At 76.0% G+C, this 17914-nt stretch carries 17 protein-coding genes; 10 read left to right on the forward strand and 7 right to left on the reverse strand.

What is annotated here, in order from left to right; translation table 11 throughout:
- Positions 1-68: 68 nt before the first annotated feature.
- The 3 genes from ACIRRS_RS05900 to ACIRRS_RS05910 all read right to left on the reverse strand — a co-directional run bounded on the left by ACIRRS_RS05900 (position 69) and on the right by ACIRRS_RS05910 (position 2715).
- Complete coding sequence (locus tag ACIRRS_RS05900) at positions 69-1700, reverse strand: DNA polymerase Y family protein (RefSeq protein WP_402965647.1); 1632 nt, start codon at positions 1698-1700, stop codon at positions 69-71.
- Positions 1701-1716: 16 nt separating this feature from the next.
- On the reverse strand, positions 1717-2406 hold the full coding sequence (locus ACIRRS_RS05905; RefSeq protein ID WP_402965650.1) for a hypothetical protein: 690 nt from the start codon (positions 2404-2406) through the stop codon (positions 1717-1719).
- Positions 2407-2580: 174 nt separating this feature from the next.
- Positions 2581-2715: a hypothetical protein gene (locus ACIRRS_RS05910; protein ID WP_402965653.1), complete on the reverse strand. Its 135-nt coding sequence runs from the start codon at positions 2713-2715 to the stop codon at positions 2581-2583.
- Between ACIRRS_RS05910 and ACIRRS_RS05915 the strand changes: the two genes are divergently transcribed.
- Positions 2714-3310 (forward strand): DinB family protein, encoded by a 597-nt coding sequence (locus tag ACIRRS_RS05915; protein WP_402965656.1) that lies wholly within the window; start codon positions 2714-2716, stop codon positions 3308-3310. The genes ACIRRS_RS05910 and ACIRRS_RS05915 overlap by 2 nt on opposite strands.
- On the opposite strand, the gene ACIRRS_RS05920 is transcribed toward ACIRRS_RS05915, so the two are convergent.
- The gene (locus tag ACIRRS_RS05920) at positions 3307-3927 is read right to left on the reverse strand and encodes a 1,4-alpha-glucan branching protein (protein ID WP_402965659.1); all 621 of its coding nucleotides are present in this window, start codon (positions 3925-3927) and stop codon (positions 3307-3309) included. The two genes, ACIRRS_RS05915 and ACIRRS_RS05920, sit on opposite strands and share 4 nt — an antisense overlap.
- 510 nt (positions 3928-4437) lie before the next feature.
- Between ACIRRS_RS05920 and ACIRRS_RS05925 the strand changes: the two genes are divergently transcribed.
- From ACIRRS_RS05925 to ACIRRS_RS05945, 5 genes are all read left to right on the forward strand, one after another.
- Entirely contained in the window at positions 4438-5343 is a 906-nt protein-coding gene (locus ACIRRS_RS05925) for a hypothetical protein (RefSeq protein WP_402965662.1), read from the forward strand.
- A gap of 41 nt (positions 5344-5384) precedes the next feature.
- Positions 5385-6542 carry an SUKH-4 family immunity protein gene (locus ACIRRS_RS05930; protein WP_402965665.1) on the forward strand — a complete coding sequence of 386 codons (1158 nt, stop codon included), beginning with the start codon at positions 5385-5387 and terminating at the stop codon, positions 6540-6542.
- A gap of 100 nt (positions 6543-6642) precedes the next feature.
- The gene (locus ACIRRS_RS05935; protein ID WP_402965668.1) at positions 6643-7014 is read left to right on the forward strand and encodes a hypothetical protein; all 372 of its coding nucleotides are present in this window, start codon (positions 6643-6645) and stop codon (positions 7012-7014) included.
- 70 nt (positions 7015-7084) lie between these two features.
- Positions 7085-7864: a response regulator transcription factor gene (locus tag ACIRRS_RS05940; protein WP_402965671.1), complete on the forward strand. Its 780-nt coding sequence runs from the start codon at positions 7085-7087 to the stop codon at positions 7862-7864.
- The gene (locus ACIRRS_RS05945; protein WP_402965674.1) at positions 7861-9474 is read left to right on the forward strand and encodes an ATP-binding protein; all 1614 of its coding nucleotides are present in this window, start codon (positions 7861-7863) and stop codon (positions 9472-9474) included. Before ACIRRS_RS05940 ends, ACIRRS_RS05945 begins: the two co-directional genes overlap by 4 nt.
- Here ACIRRS_RS05945 and ACIRRS_RS05950 read toward each other — a convergent pair.
- Positions 9437-9949 (reverse strand): SgcJ/EcaC family oxidoreductase, encoded by a 513-nt coding sequence (locus tag ACIRRS_RS05950; RefSeq protein ID WP_402965676.1) that lies wholly within the window; start codon positions 9947-9949, stop codon positions 9437-9439. The two genes, ACIRRS_RS05945 and ACIRRS_RS05950, sit on opposite strands and share 38 nt — an antisense overlap.
- A gap of 188 nt (positions 9950-10137) precedes the next feature.
- On the opposite strand from ACIRRS_RS05950, the gene ACIRRS_RS05955 reads away from it, so the two are divergent.
- Complete coding sequence (locus ACIRRS_RS05955; RefSeq protein WP_402965679.1) at positions 10138-11193, forward strand: DUF2332 domain-containing protein; 1056 nt, start codon at positions 10138-10140, stop codon at positions 11191-11193.
- A gap of 173 nt (positions 11194-11366) precedes the next feature.
- Positions 11367-12236, forward strand: a complete 870-nt coding sequence (locus ACIRRS_RS05960) for a MerR family transcriptional regulator (RefSeq protein WP_402965682.1) — start codon at positions 11367-11369, stop codon at positions 12234-12236.
- A gap of 93 nt (positions 12237-12329) precedes the next feature.
- On the opposite strand, the gene ACIRRS_RS05965 is transcribed toward ACIRRS_RS05960, so the two are convergent.
- Together ACIRRS_RS05965 and ACIRRS_RS05970 are read right to left on the reverse strand one after the other, a co-directional pair.
- Positions 12330-14705 carry an FtsX-like permease family protein gene (locus ACIRRS_RS05965; protein ID WP_402965685.1) on the reverse strand — a complete coding sequence of 792 codons (2376 nt, stop codon included), beginning with the start codon at positions 14703-14705 and terminating at the stop codon, positions 12330-12332.
- On the reverse strand, positions 14702-15475 hold the full coding sequence (locus tag ACIRRS_RS05970) for an ABC transporter ATP-binding protein (protein WP_402965688.1): 774 nt from the start codon (positions 15473-15475) through the stop codon (positions 14702-14704). Before ACIRRS_RS05970 ends, ACIRRS_RS05965 begins: the two co-directional genes overlap by 4 nt.
- Before the next feature lie 290 nt (positions 15476-15765).
- Between ACIRRS_RS05970 and ACIRRS_RS05975 the strand changes: the two genes are divergently transcribed.
- Together ACIRRS_RS05975 and ACIRRS_RS05980 are read left to right on the forward strand one after the other, a co-directional pair.
- Positions 15766-17244 carry a histidine kinase gene (locus tag ACIRRS_RS05975; RefSeq protein WP_402965691.1) on the forward strand — a complete coding sequence of 493 codons (1479 nt, stop codon included), beginning with the start codon at positions 15766-15768 and terminating at the stop codon, positions 17242-17244.
- Positions 17196-17843, forward strand: coding sequence for a response regulator (locus ACIRRS_RS05980; RefSeq protein ID WP_402965694.1), 648 nt, complete (start codon positions 17196-17198; stop codon positions 17841-17843). Before ACIRRS_RS05975 ends, ACIRRS_RS05980 begins: the two co-directional genes overlap by 49 nt.
- Positions 17844-17914 lie beyond the last annotated feature (71 nt).

The following is a 17914-nucleotide window of genomic DNA, read 5'->3' on the forward strand; positions in this document are numbered from 1 at the left end:
GGTGCCTTCGTGCGTGCTCGTGCTGGTGGTGCTGGTTGTGCTGGTCGTGCTCCCCCCTTGCCGGCCGGTCAGTCGTAGTCCGCCTCCAGGTGCCACGCACCCCCCTCCACGGTGAGCAGCAGCGCCCGGCCGCCGTCCAGGACGACCTGGAAGCGGGCCCGGCGGCGGGCGAGCGACTGGTCCCACCAGCGTTCGACGGCCGGCCAGGGGCCGGTCCAGCCCGTCACCCGCTCCTCCCGGCCCCCGACCAGGACCCGGGCCGGGCGGCCGGACACCCCCGCCCGGCCGTCCACGGTGACCGCCTGCCCCGCCTCGTCCAGCACCCGTACGGGCGCGGGCTCGCGCAGCACCACGGCCGGCCAGAGGTCCGGCAGCCGCCCGGGCCAGGGCGCGTCGGCCTCGGCGGCGCGCTCGTACGGCTCGCCCCAGGGCACCCGGACGGCCTGCTCCTCGGGGCCCCGGCCGCCGGCCGGCTCGATCCGGCGCAACCCGGCGTGCCCGAGCACCGCCTGCACCCGGGCGACGGCGCGCTCCACCCGGTCGTCGGCCACGGCCTGGCCCCACAGGGCCAGTTGGCGGCCCTGGTCCGGGGAGAGGCCGTCGGGGGCGAGGCGCAGGAGGGTGAAGCCCGCGTCCGTCGCGGGGGTGTCGGTGAAGGTGCCCGCGCCCTGCCAGGCCTGGAGCTGCCAGCGGACCCGTTCGGCGAGCGCCGTCGCCGACAACCGCCCCTCGTGCCGCCAGAGCCGGGAGGCCGTCCGCCCGTCCGCGCAGGCGACCTCGACGGCCACCCGGCGGCAGGTGAGCCCCGCGCCGGCGAGGCGCTGGTGGAGGCGCTCGGCGAGGGTGCGGGCGACGAAGACCAGCGGCTCGGCCAGGGCCTCGGGCGGGTCGAAGCGCTGCTCGACGGCGAGGTCGGGCTCCTCCTCGCGCGGGACGAGCGGGCGGGGCTGCAGGCCGCGGGCCAGCCGGTGGGCGGCCGTGCCGGACGGACCGAAGCGGTCCGCGACCGACTCGGGCGGCAGGGCGGCGAAGGCGCCGACGGTGGACAGGCCGAGCCGCTCCAGCAACTCGGCCGGGGCCTCCTCGCCCAGGGCGCTCACCGGGTAGGGGGCGAGGAACTCCGCCGTGCGGCCGGGCGGCACCAGGACGGCGGCGCGGGCGGCGAGCACGGCGGCGAAGAGGCCGTCGGCGACGCCGATCCGGGCATGGGGGGTGGCGGGGGTCTCCTCCGTGTCGGGCAGCACCGCGCCGGGGACGGTCAGCACCGCGCCGGGGACGGCGTCCGGGACGGGCGGGCGCCCGAGGGCGTCCGCCACCGCCGCGCCGACCAGGGCCGCCAGCGCCTCCTCGCCGCCGAAGTAGCGGCCGGGGCCCTTCACCGGGATGGCGCACAGGCCCGGGCGGACCACCTCCACCCGAGGGGTGAACGCCTCCACCGCCGCGACCACCGGCTCGAAGCGGCGGGCTTCCGCCTCCGGGTCACGGTCGCGCAGCTCCAGCTCGGGGCAGAGCCGCTGGGCCAGCTTGAGCCGCTGCCCCTGCCGGACCCCGGCCGCCCGGGCGCCCGCCGAGCAGGCGAGGACGCGGCCGCCCTCGGTCACCGCGATCGGGGCGTCGGAGGCCGCCGCGCCGGTGACGGCCGCCACCGGCCAGTCCGGGCACCAGACCGCCAGCACCCTGGGGGTTCGGTCATCGGGCATTCGGTCGTCGGGCATCTCAGACCACCGCCGCGACGGGCTGCTGGTCCGGGCGCCGCTGTTCCGGCTGGTGCCGGTCTGCGGACCGCTCCTCGTACGGGCGGGCCGCGCCGTGCTCGTCCGGTAGCCAGAGCCGGGCCTCCCGGCCGCGCACCGCCGAGCCCCGGCCCTCGGCCACGACCTCCACCCGGCGCCCGACGAGCTGCCCGTGGCCGTCCCCCAGCCCGAACCAGCGCCCGGAGCGCACCCCCAGCCGCAGCACCGCGCCCGGCCACGGCCCGGCCACCAGCAGCACGCAGCCGCTGCGGCGCAGCACCGCCGCCAGCCGGGCAGCCAGCTTGGGCGGGACGGGGCCTCCCGGGCGCAGCATGATCAGGTCGACCGCTCCGGCCAGCACCGACACCACCTCGGGCCAGTGCGGCCCCGGGTCGTCGGCGAGCAGCAGGCGGCGCAGGTCCAGCCCGTACCCGCCGGCGGCGGCCAGGCCGAGGTCGGGCAGGCCGACGGCCGCCGCCCAGCCGCCCTCGGTCTCCCGCACCCCGGCGGCCAGGGCCAGCAGCAGCCCGGTGTCCCCGCCCGCCACGGACACGGCCGTGCCGCGCCGCAGCCCGCCGTCCGGGAAGAGGTCGCGCAGCGCGGAGGGCACCGGGACGAGGCCCCTGGCACGGTCGGGCCCCTCCCCCGGCACCCGGGCAGCCGGGGGTGCCACCGGTCGGAGCGGCGGACGCTCGACGGTGGATTCGAAAACAGATTCGAAAACGGGCACAGCCCCAGGATCGAACATTAGTTCGCAAAGATTCAAGTCCGACTCGTCGACCCCGTTCGTCACTCTCGGTGCCCGTGACCTCGGCGAACACCGTGCGGAGGGGGAATCCGGGCCCCTCTACCCGTCGAGGTCGGCTCCGCCGGCCAGGCCGACCTCAGCCGCCGCACCGGCATCTACCGCGAGGCCGGCCGGGGCCGGGGCCGGGGCAAAACCGGTGGACGTGACCAGTGCGATCAGCAGACTGATCCGCATGGCCATCACCGATGAGAAGACGGACCTGCGCATCTACCTCCAGGACGCCCGCGACGTCCTGCTGTGGAAGCTCGACGGTCTCTCCGAGTACGACCTCCGCCGCCCCCTGACCCCCACCGGCACCAACCTGCTGGGCCTCGTCAAGCACGTCACCGGAGCCGAAGTCCTGTACTTCGCCGACACGTTCGGGCGCCCCCTCGGCGAACCCGCCCCCGTCTGGTTCACCGGCGAGGTCGAGCCCAACGCCGACCTGTGGGCCCGCGCGGACGAGAGCACCGAGGAGATCGTCGGGCGCTACCGGCGGGTCTGGGCGCACTCCGACGCCGTCATCGAGGAACTGCCGCTCGACGCGGTCGGGAAGCTCCCCTTCGGCGACCGGCCCGAGCAGACCCTCCACCGGGTCCTCGTCCACATGATCGCCGAGACCCACCGGCACGCCGGGCACGCCGACCTCGTGCGCGAACTCGTCGACGGCGCCGTCGGACAGCGCCCGGACGGCATCAACACCGCCCCGGGCGACGCCGACTGGTGGCGGGCGCACCACGCCCGCGTCGAGTCCGCCGCCCGGGAGGCCGGCGGACCCGGGGTGGCCTAGGCCAGCGTGACGAACGGGCCCCTGGCGCGGGTGCCGTCCTGCCGCTGCCAGGCACCGGCGAGGTGACCGGCCCCCGCCTCGACGGCCCCGGCCGCCAGGGCCCGGTGCAGGCGCAGGACCGTGCCGTCCTCGGCGCGCAGCTCGGTGCCCGCCTCGTCTTCCGCGACCACGACGGCCCCGGTCAGGGCGGGGCCGTCGTAGACCCGGGCGACCTCCTCGTCCACCGCGTCACTGGTGTTCTGGTCCTGCGCCTGCGTCCGGCCCTCCAGCAGCGCGGCCAACTCGCCCACCAGCACCGGGTCGTAGCACCCGTCGTACGCCCAGCGCCGCCCCAGCGTCCCGTGCTCCGTCGTCCCCACCAGCGCGCCCTCCGCCCCCTCCAGCGGAGCCCCCCGGTACGTCAACGGCACCAGGTAGTCCACCGCCCCGCCCCCGGAGACGTCCGTCACCACCATGAACTCGATCCCCACCTCCCCCGCCGGATCGTCCAACCGGAACCCCCCGGTCTTCACCAACTCCGCCCCGCCCTCACCGACGTACCACGGCCGCGACGGCAACCAGGCGGTGAGCAGCTCCAGCTTCGTGGGCCTGAGCGTGGTCCGGTGAATGACGGCCATGTGGGAGCCCTCTTTCCTCGATGTCCCCTGAACGAAGCCACCACCCTCCCACCCGCCGCGCCTCCCCCACCCGAGGGTGGTCACAAGGACGATCTACGGCGGCACTTCCTCGGGAGGCGGGGGGCGGCGCCGCATGAAGCGGGACGGGCGGCGCGAGCGGCACCGGAGGACGTTCATCACGGCGGGAGGCGAGCGAGGCGGACGGGCCCAGCGGCGGCTCCCCGCTCCCCGAGGCGGGAAGGGCGAGCGGCCGCTTGTCGGCCGACTCGGGGCAGCGTGCCGTGTTGAGGGCGTGCGGAGCAAAACCGCGCGCCCCGAGGTGGGCGGGTGAGGCAAGGTGGGGGCTCGTTCGGCCGGGCCCGTTCGGCGTGCCTGCGGCGGGGCGGGGCCGCGCCCCGGCGGATCAGGGCGTCCGGCGTGGCGGGTGCGGGGGTTGAGGCAGAGGTGGGGGTGGGTGTGGAGCAAGGGGTGCGGGTGGGTGTCCGGTGCGGCGGGTGCGGGGGTGAGGCCGTGCGCAGTGTCGGGCAGTTCCTGGACGGTGGGCGGGAGTTGGCGTGGGATGCCGAGTTCGCCTGCCCGGCCTGCGACACCCGGATGTGCGAGCACTCCGGGCCCGAGGCGGCGCCGCGGGAGGTGCGGGAGGCGCTGCTGGCCGCCCACGGCCCGGCGCGGCTGCGGCTCGCGGCCCCGCTCGCCGATCCGGTGCCGGTGCTGCGGGTGTTGCGCGCGGGCGCCGGGGTTTCGCTCCGGCAAGCGCGCGAACTCCTCGACGAACTTGGGGAGTTCGGCCTGGCCGGAACCGCGGTGGAGATGGCGTTCTGGCGGGTGCGGCTGGCCGAGCGGGGCATCGCGGCGGAGGTCGAGGAGGGGTTCGGGCGGGCCTACCGGTACGTCGGGCCGCCGGAGGTGCGGGAGGCCGGCGGCCCGCCCGGCGTCCCGGTGCGGACGGCGGGCGGGTTCGCGGCCTGGGCGGCGGGGACCGGCGCCGGGACCGGCATCGGGGAGGAGCCGTTCACCTTCGTCGTCGACCTCGCCGGTGCGCTGCGGCTCGCCCCGCGCCGCAGCGAGCACGTGGCCTGCGCGGGCGGGGAGCCGGTGATGGGCGCCGGGGAGATCGGCTTCCAGGAGGCGGCGGGCGGCTGGGAGGTCGCGACCGTCAGCAACCAGTCCACCGGCTACTGCCCGGACCTCGCCTCCTGGCCCGCCGTCGCCGCCGCCCTCGACCGGATCGGCCTGCCGCGCCCGGGCGGCTTCACCGACGGGCTGGTGTTCCGCCGCTGCCCGGAGTGCGGGCGGTGCGGGATCGTCCGCGACGGGCACCACGTGTGCGTGTTCTGCGACGCCGACCTGCCCGCCGAGTGGAACGTGGACCTCCCCGGGCCCCGGGGGGCGAGGGGTGTCGGGTGGGGCCGCTAGGGTCGGGGTGGTCAGGCGGGTGGAGGGCGAGGGGGCGGCGGATGGGGTGCGCGCGGGTGGCGGCGGGGCTGCCGGGCGGGTTGGTGCACGTGGGGAGCCGGGAGTTCCTGGTCGGGGGCGGGCTGCCGGAGGCGGGGGCGTTCCTGGACTTCGGGGTGCTCGGCGACGGCCCGCTGCGGGACCTCCCGTCGGGGGCGGAGCGGCTGTACGTCCTCGGGGAGACGCAGTACCGCGCGCCGTTCGCCGTCGCCGGCGGGCTGGTGCTGCTGGACGGCGTCACCGGTGAGGTGTTCCTCGGCGACAGCGGCGCGCGCCGGGACCGGCTGGCCTCCGGCCTGCCCGCGCTGGCCGCGCTGGTGCGGGAGGTCGACGCGGTGGCCGACGGGGCCCGGCGGGCGGAGGCGCTGGACGGGCGGCGCGGCCCCGCCGTGGTGGCGGAGGTGATGGCCGGGGCGCGGCGGCGGATGCGGGAGCTGGACCCGGCGCTGTTCGACCGGCCCGAGGCCGCTCCGCCCGCGCACTGGGACACCGCGCTGCTGGTGCGGGCCCTGGGCTGGGGCGCGCTGCCCGGCGGGGCGGACGGGCCCGCGTACGCGATCGGCCCGGAGCTGGTCGAGGAGCTGGCCGCGCTGACGGACGAGGAGGACGGCCCGGGCCTGGTGCACCGCTACCGGCCCGAGACCCTGCCCGAGGCCCTGCGGCACGGCCCGACCCGGCAGCTGCTCACCGAGATCGGCCTGCCGATGGGCGGGGCGTTCTTCGGCGCCTGCGCGGAGCCGCTGGTCACCATGGGGCAGGCGTACCCCGAGTACTTCGACGGCGAGGAGCAGCGCCCCTACCAGCGGGACTTCCTGGCCCTCGGCGACTGGCCGACCGACCTCACCATCGCGCTGGACGGCGTCACCGGCCGGCTGGAGCTGCCGGACTGGTACGACGACGGCCAGCCGGAGGCGTACCTCAACCGGGACCTCTCCGCCCTGCTGTACGCGCTGTGGACGTACGGGCGGCTACGCGCCGAGTGGGAGCGCTGGGAGGGCGGCCGGGGCCGGGAGACCTGGGCGGTGTTCGACCCGCAGTCGCTGCTGAGCACGGTGGTGGACGGGCTGGTGGAGGCCGTCGACCCGGCGGCGTTCGCCTCCCCGGGCTGCTCCTGGCGGCTGCTCGCCGAGGACGGGTACCTGGGCGGCCTCCTGGGGTGATCCCCGGCGGCGGCCCGGCGGGCGCACTCCCGGCGTCCCGGCCTCGCGGCGTCCCCGCATCCCCGCCTCGCGGGGCGCGGCGCGCCGGTACGCTGCCCCGGTGACGAACATCCGTACGGCGGGCGGCGGGCGAAGACGGGCGGTGCTGCTCGGCACCGTCGCGCTGCTCTCGCTCGCGGCCGCCGGAACGGTGTACGGCCTGCTGTACGCACGGTCGTTGGACTTCGACCAACGCTGTGAGCGGGGCCTGGTGACGGGCGGCGGGCAGCTGCTGGAGACCGGCGCGTCCTGGCTGCCGCCGGACGCGTGGTGCCGGTTCGAGGACCAGAGCGTGTCGGCGACGCCGTTCTGGGCGCTGCTGCTGTTCTACGCGCTGCTGTCGGTGGTGGTGTGGGCGGGGACCGCGCTGCTGCGGGTGCTGCGGCCGCGCCCGTACCCGGGCCTGGACTGGCAGCCGGGGCCCGGGCGCTGAACCACCCGTGCGGCCGAACCGGCCGGGCCCGGGTGTTCGAACGGTCGGCGCAGGTCAATAGGGTGCCACCGTGCGCGTATTGCTGGTGGAAGACGATGAACCGGTCGCGGAGTCGCTGCGGCGCGGGCTGGTCCGGTACGGGTTCGCGGTCACCTGGGTGACCACCGGGGCGGCGGCGCTCGCCGAGCCGGAACCGTACGACCTGGTGCTGCTGGACCTCGGGCTGCCCGACACCGACGGCCTGGACGTGTGCCGGGCGCTGCGCCGGCGCGGGGGCGTGCCGATCATCGTGATCAGCGCCCGCAGCGACGAGACGGACCGGGTGGTCGGGCTGGAGATCGGCGCGGACGACTACGTGTCCAAGCCCTTCGGCGTGCGCGAGGTCATCGCCCGCATCCGCGCGGTGATGCGGCGGGTGCGGCCCGGGGAGTGCGCGGAGCACGGGGAGCACGGCGGGCCGGACGGCGCCCGGCCCGTCGCCGGACCGGACCGGTACGGGCCCCGGCTGACCGTCGACCGCCGGGCCGCCCGGGTGCGGCTGGACGGCGCCGAGGTGGCGCTCACCCCCAAGGAGTACGACCTGCTGGCCTTCCTCACCGAGGAGCCGGGCGCGCTGATGTCGCGCGAACAGATCATGGAGGCGGTCTGGGACGCCAACTGGTTCGGGCCGACCAAGACGCTGGACGTGCACGTGGCGGCGCTGCGGCGCAAGCTCGCGGGCGCGGTGGCCATCGAGGCGGTGCGGGGGGTGGGGTTCCGGCTGGTCGTGGACCCTGACGGTGGCGACGACATCGGCAGCGGCGGTGGCGGTGGCGGTGGCGGTGGCGGCAACAGTGGCGGCTCGCCGTGATCCGGCGGCTGATCGTCAGCTACGTGCTGCTGGTCGGCGTGGCGCTGGCCGCGTTCACCGTGCCGGTGGCGTTCACGCTGACCGCCCAGCTGCGCGGGGACACCGAGGAGTCGGTGCGGCGCGAGGCGACGACCATGGCGCTGCTGCTCGGCGACGGGAACGGCGGGAGCAGCGGGAACGGCAGGAGCGGAGGGGACGGCGACGGGGACGCCGCGGCTCGGCAGGCGCTGGCCCGGGTCGCCCGGGCGTACGCGGACGAGACGCCCGGGCGGGTCGAGGTGGTGGCGGCGGACGGGTCGGCCGTGCCGCCGCTGGCCTCCGTCACTCGGGGTTCCGGTGACGGCGACGCGGCGCTGACCCGGGCCCTGCGGGAGGGGCGCAGCACCGCCGACTGGGGTTCGCGGTTCGTGTGGGGCCCGGAGCTGGTCGTCACCGTGCCCGCGCACGCCCGCGACGACGGGGAGCGGATCGTCGGCGCGGTGCGCATCCGCTACGCGACCGCCGACCTCAGCGACCGGCTGTGGCGGATCTGGGGCTTCCGGGCCGTCCTCGCCGTCGGGGTGCTGGCCGTCGCGGCAGGGCTGGGCGCGATCGTCGCCCGGCTGCTCACCAAGCCGCTGCGCCAGCTCAACGACATGGCCAGCCGGTTCGGGGACGGCGACCTCACCGCCCGCTCCCCCGTCACCGGCCCGCAGGAGACCCGTACCCTGGCGCGCACCCTCAACCAGGGCGCCGAGCGGCTGGACACCCTGGTCGCCTCGCAGCGGATCTTCGTCGCGGACGCCTCCCACCAGCTGCGGACCCCGCTCACCGCGCTGCGGCTGTCGCTGGACAACATCGCGGACGGGGTGGACGACGAGTTCGTCCGGGAGGACGTGGAGCTGGCCACGGCCGAGGTGGTGCGGATGAGCCGGCTGGTCAACGGGCTGCTGGTGCTGGCGCGGGCGGAGGCCAAGGTGTCCGTCCCGGAGCCGGTGGCGCTGCGCGAGCTGGTCGAGGAGCGGCTGGGCGTGTGGCGGGCGGCAGCGGCGGAGCGCGGGGTGTCGGTGGTCCTGGCCGTCGCGGCCGGCGCGGTCGGCTCGGTCGGCTCGGTCGGCTCGGTCGCGGAGGAGGCCGCGGGCGAGCAGCTGTCCGTCCTGGCCGGGCCGGGCGGGTTGGAGCAGGTGCTGGACAACGTGCTCTCCAACGCGCTGGAGGTCTCCCCGGACGGCGGGCGGATCACCGTGCGGATCACGGTCCGGCCCGGTGCCCGGCCGGGTGTCCTGCCCGGCGTCCTGCCGGGTGTTCGGCCGGGCGTGCGGCCCGCCGGGGACGGCCCGGAGGGGGAGGTCCTGCTGGAGGTGCTCGACCAGGGCCCGGGGATGTCGGACGCCGAGAAGTCCCGGGCCTTCGACCGGTTCTGGCGCGGCCAGGGCCTCACCGGGCGGTCCGGCTCGGGCCTCGGGCTGGCCGTCGTCAAGCAGTTGGTCACCGACGACGGCGGCACCGTGGCCCTCGCGGACGCGCCCGGCGGCGGGCTCAGCGTGCGGATCTCGCTGCGGCTGGCGCAGCGGTCGGCGCAGCGGGGCGCGCTCAGCCCTCGGCGGGGAGCACCGAGGAGTGGTGGTTGATGATCAGCCACTTGCCGCCGCGCTTCTCGTACTCGTAGCTGTAGCGGGCCTCGACCGCCTTGGTGACGCCGGTCTTCGGGTCGGTGAGGTGGAAGCGGTAGAGGCCCGCGTCCACGGCCGAGTTGGCGTCCAGGACGTTGATCACCGAGCGGATCTTCTCGCCGCGCGGCTTCTTCTGCTGGAAGTGCTCGAAGTAGTCGACGATGCCCGCGCGGTCGGTGCGGATCACCGGCGAGGCGGTGGGCAGCAGGACGGCGTCCGGCGCGTAGCGGTCGGCGACCTCCTCGGCGTCGCCGGACTGCAGCGCGGTGTTCCACTGGTCGAAGAGCGCGGCGATCTCGCGCTCGCTCGACTTTCCGCGGCGGTTCTCGCCCTCCCCCGCCTGGGCGACGCCGACCCCGGCGGTGAAGGTGCCGACCGCCGCCACCACGGCGGCGGTGGCGAGCACGGTGCGGGTACGGAACGCGGGCCTCATGGGACCTCCTGGGGTGGGGAGTTGCACGGCTTTCCGGAGGCGTATCCTCCGGGTGGCCTCACTCTCGCGGGGCCCGGGTTAGCGATCGTCCAGCGGGTGGCAAAGGGATGACCAAGGCGCCTCCAAGGTCGGTCCAATTCTGTTCAGCGGCACGGAAGTCCAGGGGGATTCGGGTGGGAATGGGCACTATGGACGGTGGTGCGGAAGGCTCCGTGCGCGGGCTCTACCGGCGCTTCGCCGAGAACGAGGCGCGCGGCAACTCGGCGGTCTACCAGGACCTCGCCGAACGCGTGGCCGGGGACGGGCGGTTGGTCGAACTGCTGGAGGAGCTGCCGGAGGCCAAGCGGCAGCCCAACCTGCTGTTCGGCGCCGTCCGGTTCCTGGGCGGACCGGTGGCGGCGGGGTGGCCGGAGTTCCGCGCCTGGACGGAGGCGCACTGGGGCGGGGTATCGGCGGCGATGCGGGAGCGGAGCACGCAGACCAACGAGGCCGGGCGGTGCGCCACGCTGCTGCCGCTGCTGGCCTCGCTGCCGCAGCCGCTCGCGCTGATCGAGGTCGGCGCCTCGGCGGGGCTGTGCCTGTACCCGGACCGGTACCGGTACCGGTACTCCGTCGGGGGCGGAGGTGCCGTCGAGGGCGGGGCCGTCCGGGAGTTCGGGGGCTCCGGGGGCTCCGGGGCTTCCGAGGCCTCCGGGGACATGGTGACGCTGGACTGCGCGGTCAGCGGGCCGGCTCCGGTCGGGGTGGGGCCCGGGGTGCGGATGCCCGAGGTGGTGTGGCGGGCCGGGATCGACCTCAACCCGCTGGACGTCCGCTCCGAGGAGGAGATGCGCTGGCTGGAGGCGCTGGTCTGGCCGGAGCAGACCCACCGGCTGGAGCGGCTGCGCGGCGCCGTACGGGTCGCCCGGGCCGAGCCGCCGCACCTGGTGCGCGGCGATCTCAACGCGACGGTACGGGAGTTGGTGGCGCAGGCGCCGGCGGGGGCGACTCCGGTGGTGTTCCACAGCGCCGTGCTGGCCTACCTGCCGCCGGAGGCGCGGGAGGAGTTCGCCGCCACGATGCGCGAGCTGCCGGGGCACTGGATCTCCAACGAGGCCCTGCCCGTGCTGCCGACCGTCGCCCGGCGGCTCCCCGACGGGGTCGCACCGAGCCGCTCCGGCCTCTTCCTCCTCGCCCTGGACGAGCGGCCGGTGGCCTTCACCGGGCCGCACGGACAGTCGCTCGACTGGTTCGGCGAGGGGTGACGGGCGGCCCTGTTCGCCGGGGTCGGAATCGGGCTCGGGGTCGGGCTCGGGGTCGGGCTCGGGGTCGAGTGCGGAGTCGGGCTTGAAGTTGCCGCAGCGGCAGCTCGTACGGTCGTGACCAGGGCCGGAGGAACCGGCCCTGGTCGAGCACATGCGTGGGACGAGGAGTGGCCGTGGCCTGGCCGATCGCCGAGGTGGCGCGGATGAGCGGGGTGACCGCACGCACCCTGCGGCACTACGACGAGATCGGGCTGCTACCCCCGGCCTGGATCGGTTCCAACGGCCACCGCTACTACGAGGAGCGGCAGTTGTTGGTGCTCCAGCAGATCCTCGTGCTGCGGGCACTGGGTGTGGGGCTGAGCGAGATCGCGCTGATCCTGGGCGAGGAGGTCGACGAGTTGGAGGCCCTGCGGGGCCACCACCGCCGGCTCCTCGCCGAGCGCGAGCGGCTCGACGCCCTCGCCGCCACCGTCTCCCGCACGATCGCCGACCTGGAACGCGCCCGAGAGGACGGTACGACCGTGACCAGCATCAACCGCCCCGAGAACCTGTTCGAGGGCATCCAGCCCGCCGACGTCGACGCGAGCCTGCGTGACTTCCCCGAGCAGGCCGAGGCCGCCCGCCGGGCGACCGCCGCGATGACCCCGGAGCAGATCGAGGCCGGCCAGCGCGAGCGCACCGCCCGGATGATCCGCCTGGCGGAGCTGCTCGCGGCGGGCCACCCGGCCGGGGCCGAGCCCGTGCAGCGGATGATCGAGGAGGAGCACCGGATGCTCGTCGCCGTCCGCGCGGGCTCGCTCCCCGGCTCGCTCCCCGGCTCGCTCCCCGGCTCGCTCCCCGGCTCACTGCCCGGCTCACTGCCCAGTGACGCAGCGGGCGACGCCTCGGGCCCCGGTGCCGTCCCGGCGGAGGAGTGGCTCGCGATCGCGCGCTCCTGCACGGAGAACGAGCAGTGGCGCGCCGCGTACGAGGCCATCGCCCCGGGCCTGGCCGCCTACCAGCGCGCGGCCATGGAGGCGTACGCGGAGGCGCGGCCGGCCTGAGCCGGACAGCCTGAGCCAGCCTGGCGGAACAGGCGGCCGGGCGGGTGCAGTGGCGGGCGAGGGACGCCACTCCGCCCGCCCCGGCCCGCTCCGTCACTCCGTCCGCAGGGCCGTGACCGTCCTGGTCCGGGCCGCCCAGACGGCGGGGAGGGCGGCCCCGAGCAGGGCCAGCACCAGGCCGCCGAATATCAGCGGCCCCACCACCGAGGGGTCGAACACCGCCAGGTCCGCGTCGGGAACGCCGATCCCGGCCGCCCGGGCCGTCGCGGGCATCACCAGGTGGTGCACCAGGATCCCGAGCGGCACCCCGATCAGCCCGGCGATCAGCCCGGTGCCGCTGACGGAGGTGAGGACCATGCCGATCGTCTGCCGGGGCGACATCCCGAGCGCCTTGAGCACGCCGAGGTCGTGCACCCGCTCCCGGGTGTCCAGCAGCACCGTGTTGAGCACCCCGAGGCCGGCGACCGAGGTGAGCAGCAGGGTGAGCATCCCGGCCAGGGAGTTCATCGCCAGCACGACGATGTTGATGCGGCCCCCGCCCGGCTCGGCGCTCAGGCCCAGCGGTTTGACGGCGGCGGCGAGCCCGTCCGCGTAGCCCTGGGTGTCCGTTCCAGGTGTGAGGTCGATGTGGAAGACGAAGGCCTCGGGGGCGATGTCGTCGCCGAGCGGGGCCAGCGTCGCCCGGTCGAGGAGCACCTGGCCGCCGGTGGTCAGGAACTCGCCGGTGATCGTCGCCCGGGTGGTGCGGCCGTGGTCGGTGAGGGTGACCGTGTCCCCCACCTTGGCCCGGTTGGCGCGGAGGTAGCCGGAGCCGACCACGACCTCCCCCGGGCCGTGGAACCAGCGGCCGGAGACCAGCTGGTACCCGTCCCAGGAGGCGTCCCCGCTGAGGGCCGTCACCTGGGAGCGGCCGGTGTCCCCCGCCAGGGCGGCCGGGGACGGGACGCTGCTGTACCAGGCCCGGGTGCCGGGGCGGCCCTGGATCGCCCGGGCCACGGCCGCCTCGTCCACGTGGTCGACGGCCTTGTCCCCGTCGAACGGGACGTCGACCACGACCTTGCTGGAGCGGCCGGCCTCCAAGCCGTCCTGGACGGAACCCAGGGAGAGCGTCAGCCCGACGCAGAGGGTGACCCCGACCGTGCCCAGGGCCACGGCGGCGGCCGTGGTCGCCGAGCGGGCCGGGCGGTTGAGCGGGCTCGCCAGGCCGAGGGTCAGGGCGCGGGGGCCGGGGAGGCGGTCGATCCACCCCCGCAGGCCGGAGGCCCCGCCCCGGGCGCCGGACCCGCCGCTCCCTGAGCCGCTCCTGGTGCCGCCCGCGGCCCGGCCGACGCTGAGCGCCTCGACCGTGCGCAGCCGCCCGGCCCTGAGCGCGGGCACCAGCGCCGTGCCCGCCACGGCGGCCAGCGCGGCCAGCGGCACCACCACGTCCACCCAGGGCGGGATGCCGAGCTCGGCGCCGCGCAGCGCCTTGTGGGCCACGCCCAGGACGGGCACGGAGAGCAGGTTGCCGAGGAGCACGCCGAGGGCCGTGCCGATCCCCGCGGGGATCAGCGCCTGCCCGACGTAGGCCCGGGCCACCAGGGCCGGGGTGAAGCCGAGGGCCTTGAGGATGCCGATCCGCCTGGTCGCGGCGCTGACGGCCCCGCTGACCACCACACCGATGATCAGCACCGACATGGCGAGGCCGAGCACCCCGAAGGCCGTGACGAAGGGGACGAAGGTGGAGGCCGTCCGGTTGGCCTCCTGCTGGGCCGGGCGGTAGGAGGTGACCTTGACGAGGGCCCCGCCGGGCACGGCGGCGGCCAGCGCGGCGCGGTCGGCCGTCACCTCGTCGTCCGTGTCGGCGTGGGCGAAGCGGTACAGGTACTGGGAGCCCGGCGTCGTGCCCGGCGCCGTGAGCCCGGCGATCTGCTCGGGGGCGATCCAGCCGTCCGCGCTCCAGGAGACGGAGGCGGCCAGGCCGACCACCTTGAGCACTGGCTGCCCCGGGAGGTCCGTGAACCGCATGCTGTCGCCGACGGCGATCGGGGAGTGCCCGTCCAGGAACACGACCTCGCCGGGGCCGGCGATCCACCGGCCCCTGGTGATCTGCAGATCGTCCATCGGGCCGTCCTGCGCCCGGCCGATCAGCGTCATCGGCGGGAGCAGGCTGCCGGAGGGCGGGATCTCGGTGCCCTCGGAGCGCGGCTGGACGCTGACCGCCGGGTAGGGGCCGGCCGAGGCCGTCACACCCGGCGCGTGCGCCGCGGCGGCGAGCTGGGCGGGGCTCGCCCCCGGGGCGTACAGCGCGTTGAGGTGGGCGCCGTGCTGGGCGTCGAAGGAGTGCTGGTACGGCGCCCGGGCGGCGACCAGCAGCCCGACCGCGAGGATGCACGCCGTGACGGACATCATCGTGGTGAGCACCATGACGAGGGTCTGCACCCGCTTGCGGCCGACCCCGGCCCGGACCACCTTGCCCAGGGCGCTCATCGCACCGCCCCCTGCTGCGCGGCGGACTGCGGGGCGGGCTGCGCTGCGGACTGCCCGGCCGACCGCCCGACGGCCTCGGACCCGACGGCCGTGTCCCGGACCAGCCGGCCGTCGAGCAGCTCGATCGTGCGGCCGGCACAGGCCTCGGCGAGCGCGGTGTCGTGCGTGACCAGCAGGATCGTCTGGCCCTCGGCGTTGAGCCCCCGGAGCAGGTCGCGGACATCGGCGGCGGAGGCCGTGTCCAGCGCCCCGGTCGGCTCGTCGGCCAGGAGCAGGGGCGGACGGTTCATCAGGGCGCGGGCCACGGCGACCCGCTGGCGCTCGCCGCCGGAGAGCCGGCCCGGGAGGGCTCCGGCGTGCCGGGCCACCCCGAGCCGCTCCAGCAGCTCGGCGGCCCGCGCCCGGGCCTCGGCACGGCCCGTCCCCGCCAGCTGGGCCGGGAGCAGCACGTTGTCCAGGGCCGTCAAGTCGTCCAGCAGGTTGAAGAACTGGAACACCATGCCGATCCGCGCGCGCCGGTACTCGGCCAGCGCGGCCTCGCCCAGCTCGTGGACGGCCACGCCGTCGACCTCCACGCTGCCCTCGCTGGGGCGGTCGAGGCCGGCGATCAGGTTCAGCAGGGTGGACTTGCCGCTGCCCGAGCGGCCGAGCACGGCGAGCGCCTCACCGGCCCGGACCTCCAAGTCCAGCCCGGCCAGCGCGGGGTGGGCGGTGTCCGAGCTGTCGTACGTCCTGCCGACGCCGCGCAGCCGGATGATCGGCGCGTTCACGTTCCCTCCAAGGTCGTGGGGAAAGTCATGGGAAAGGTCGTGCGGACCGACTCCGGAACTCCGGGCCGGCTGACGGGACATGACGCTACGTAATCGGACCACTCCGTCGACAGCCGCCTGGACGGTGTCTCGGGGGTGTATCCAGATACACCTCGAACTGGGTGTCCAGGCCTAGAGAATTCGGGTCGCCCAGTTGTGCAGACTTCCTTCCGACGGATCGAGGACCGGGCCGACGGGGGCTCCGGGAACAGGACTCCGGGCCGCCGCCCGGAGGCCGGAGAGGAGGAACCGTGACGGTGGGGACGCTGACACGCAGGGAGCCGGGCCTGCCCGGGAGGATCGTGCGGAGGGTCGGCCGGGCCGTGGTGGACGGCGTGCGGGCCTGGTACGTGGTGACGCTGGCCGTGGTGGGGCTGGTCTCGCTGCTGGCCGGGCCGGTGCTGCTGGCCACGGCCCTGTTCGGGCCCGACGAGACCGAGCCGTTCAGGACGCTCGGCGGACCACTGATCCTGGCGGTGCCGATGGCGCCCGTGGCCCTGTGGGCGCTGTGCTGGGCCACCGGGGGCGGCGGCCGGGCGGTCGGGGCCGCCCTGTTCGCCCCCGGCTCGCTCGCCGTGATGGCCGCCCACGTCTACGGTGGCGCCCCGCCCGGCGGCCGGGCGGCGTCGTTCTGGCTGGCGCCCGCGATGGTCGTGTTCGGGCTGCTGGGCGCCCGCTGGATCGCGACGGAGAGCAGGCGGGTCGTGGGCCGGTGGAGCGGGCGGCCCGTGCCGGTGCCGTACCGCCGCCCGGCGGAGGACGCCGGCCCCTGGCGGCGGCTGCGCGTCGGCGGCTGGCTGGCGGACCCGGCGACGTGGCGGGACGCGGCCTGGGCGCTGCTCACCGGCTGCGCCGTGCTGTTCACCGCCGCCGCCGTCGTGCTGACGCCGATCGCCCTGGAGGTCTTCGGCCGCAACGGGCTGCTCTTCCCGCTCTTCATGGTGTACGGGATCTTCCTGTGGCTCGGCCCGGCCGCCGCGCTGTGGGCAGCACCGCCGGTGCTGCGGCTGCACGAGCGGGCCGCCCGGGCCCTGCTCGGCCCGACGCGGGAGGCCGAGCTCGCCCTGCGGGTCCGCCACCTCGCCCGGACGCGGGCCGACACCATCGACGCCGGGGCGGCCGAACTGCGCCGCATCGAGCGGGACCTGCACGACGGGGCGCAGGCCCGGCTGGTGGCCCTGGGCATGCTGCTGACGGTGGCCGAGCAGCTCAAGCACGACCCGGAGGCGATCGGGCCGCTGCTGACGGAGGCCCGGCTCTCCTCGGTGAAGGCGCTGAGCGAACTGCGGGACCTCGTCCGGGGCATCCACCCGCCGGTGCTGGCCGACCGGGGGCTGGCCGACGCGGTCGAGGCCACGGCGCTGGATCTGCCGCTGCCGGTCACCTTCTCCGGTGCCCTGCCCGGCCGGGCGCCGGCCCCGGTGGAGTCGGCTGCCTACTTCGCGGTGACGGAACTGCTGGCGAACGTGGTGAAGCACGCCGGGGCCTCGCACGTGTGGATCGAGATAGGGCACAGTGACGGGCTGCTGCGGATATCGATCACCGACGACGGGCGCGGCGGCGCCGACCCGTCCAAGGGGACAGGTCTCAGCGGAACCGAACGCCGACTGGCCGCCTTCGACGGGGTGCTCGCGATCAGCAGCCCACCCGGTGGTCCGACCATCGTGAACCTGGAGATCCCGTGCGCGTTGTCATCGCCGAAGACCTCTTCCTCCTCAGGGACGGCCTGACGAGGCTGCTGGAGGCCAACGGCATGAAGGTCACGGCGGCCGTCGAGACGGGCGGGGAGCTCCTCGCCGCGGTGGCCGCCGACCGGCCGGACATCGCCGTGGTCGACGTCCGGCTGCCGCCGACCTTCACGGACGAGGGGCTGCGCGCGGCCCTGACGGCCCGCAAGGAGCATCCGGGCCTGCCCGTGCTGGTGCTGTCGCAGTTCGTCGAGCAGCTCTACGCCCGCGAGTTGCTGGCCGGCAGCACCGGCGGGATCGGCTACCTGCTCAAGGACCGGGTGCTGGACGGCGCCAGCTTCATCGACGCCATCCGGCGGGTGGCCGACGGCGGCACGGCGATGGACCCGGAGGTGATCACCCGCCTGCTCACCCACAACTCCTCCGCGGGGCCGGTCTCCACGCTCTCCCCCCGGGAGCGGCAGGTGCTGGCGCTGATGGCGGAGGGGCGGTCCAACGCGGCGATCGCCCAGCAACTGGTGATCACCGAGCGGGCGGTGGCCAAGCACACCGCGTCGATCTTCGTCCGGCTCGACCTCCAGCCCTCCGACGACGACAACCGCCGGGTGCTCGCCGTCCTCGCCCACCTCAACAACGCCTGAGAAGGAGGCATCGCCCGAGGAAGGACCGGCTACCGACCGGCTACCGACCGGCCACCGGCAGGACGACCGAC

It is taken from the genome of Kitasatospora sp. NPDC101183 (assembly GCF_044767945.1).
GTDB lineage: Bacteria > Actinomycetota > Actinomycetes > Streptomycetales > Streptomycetaceae > Kitasatospora.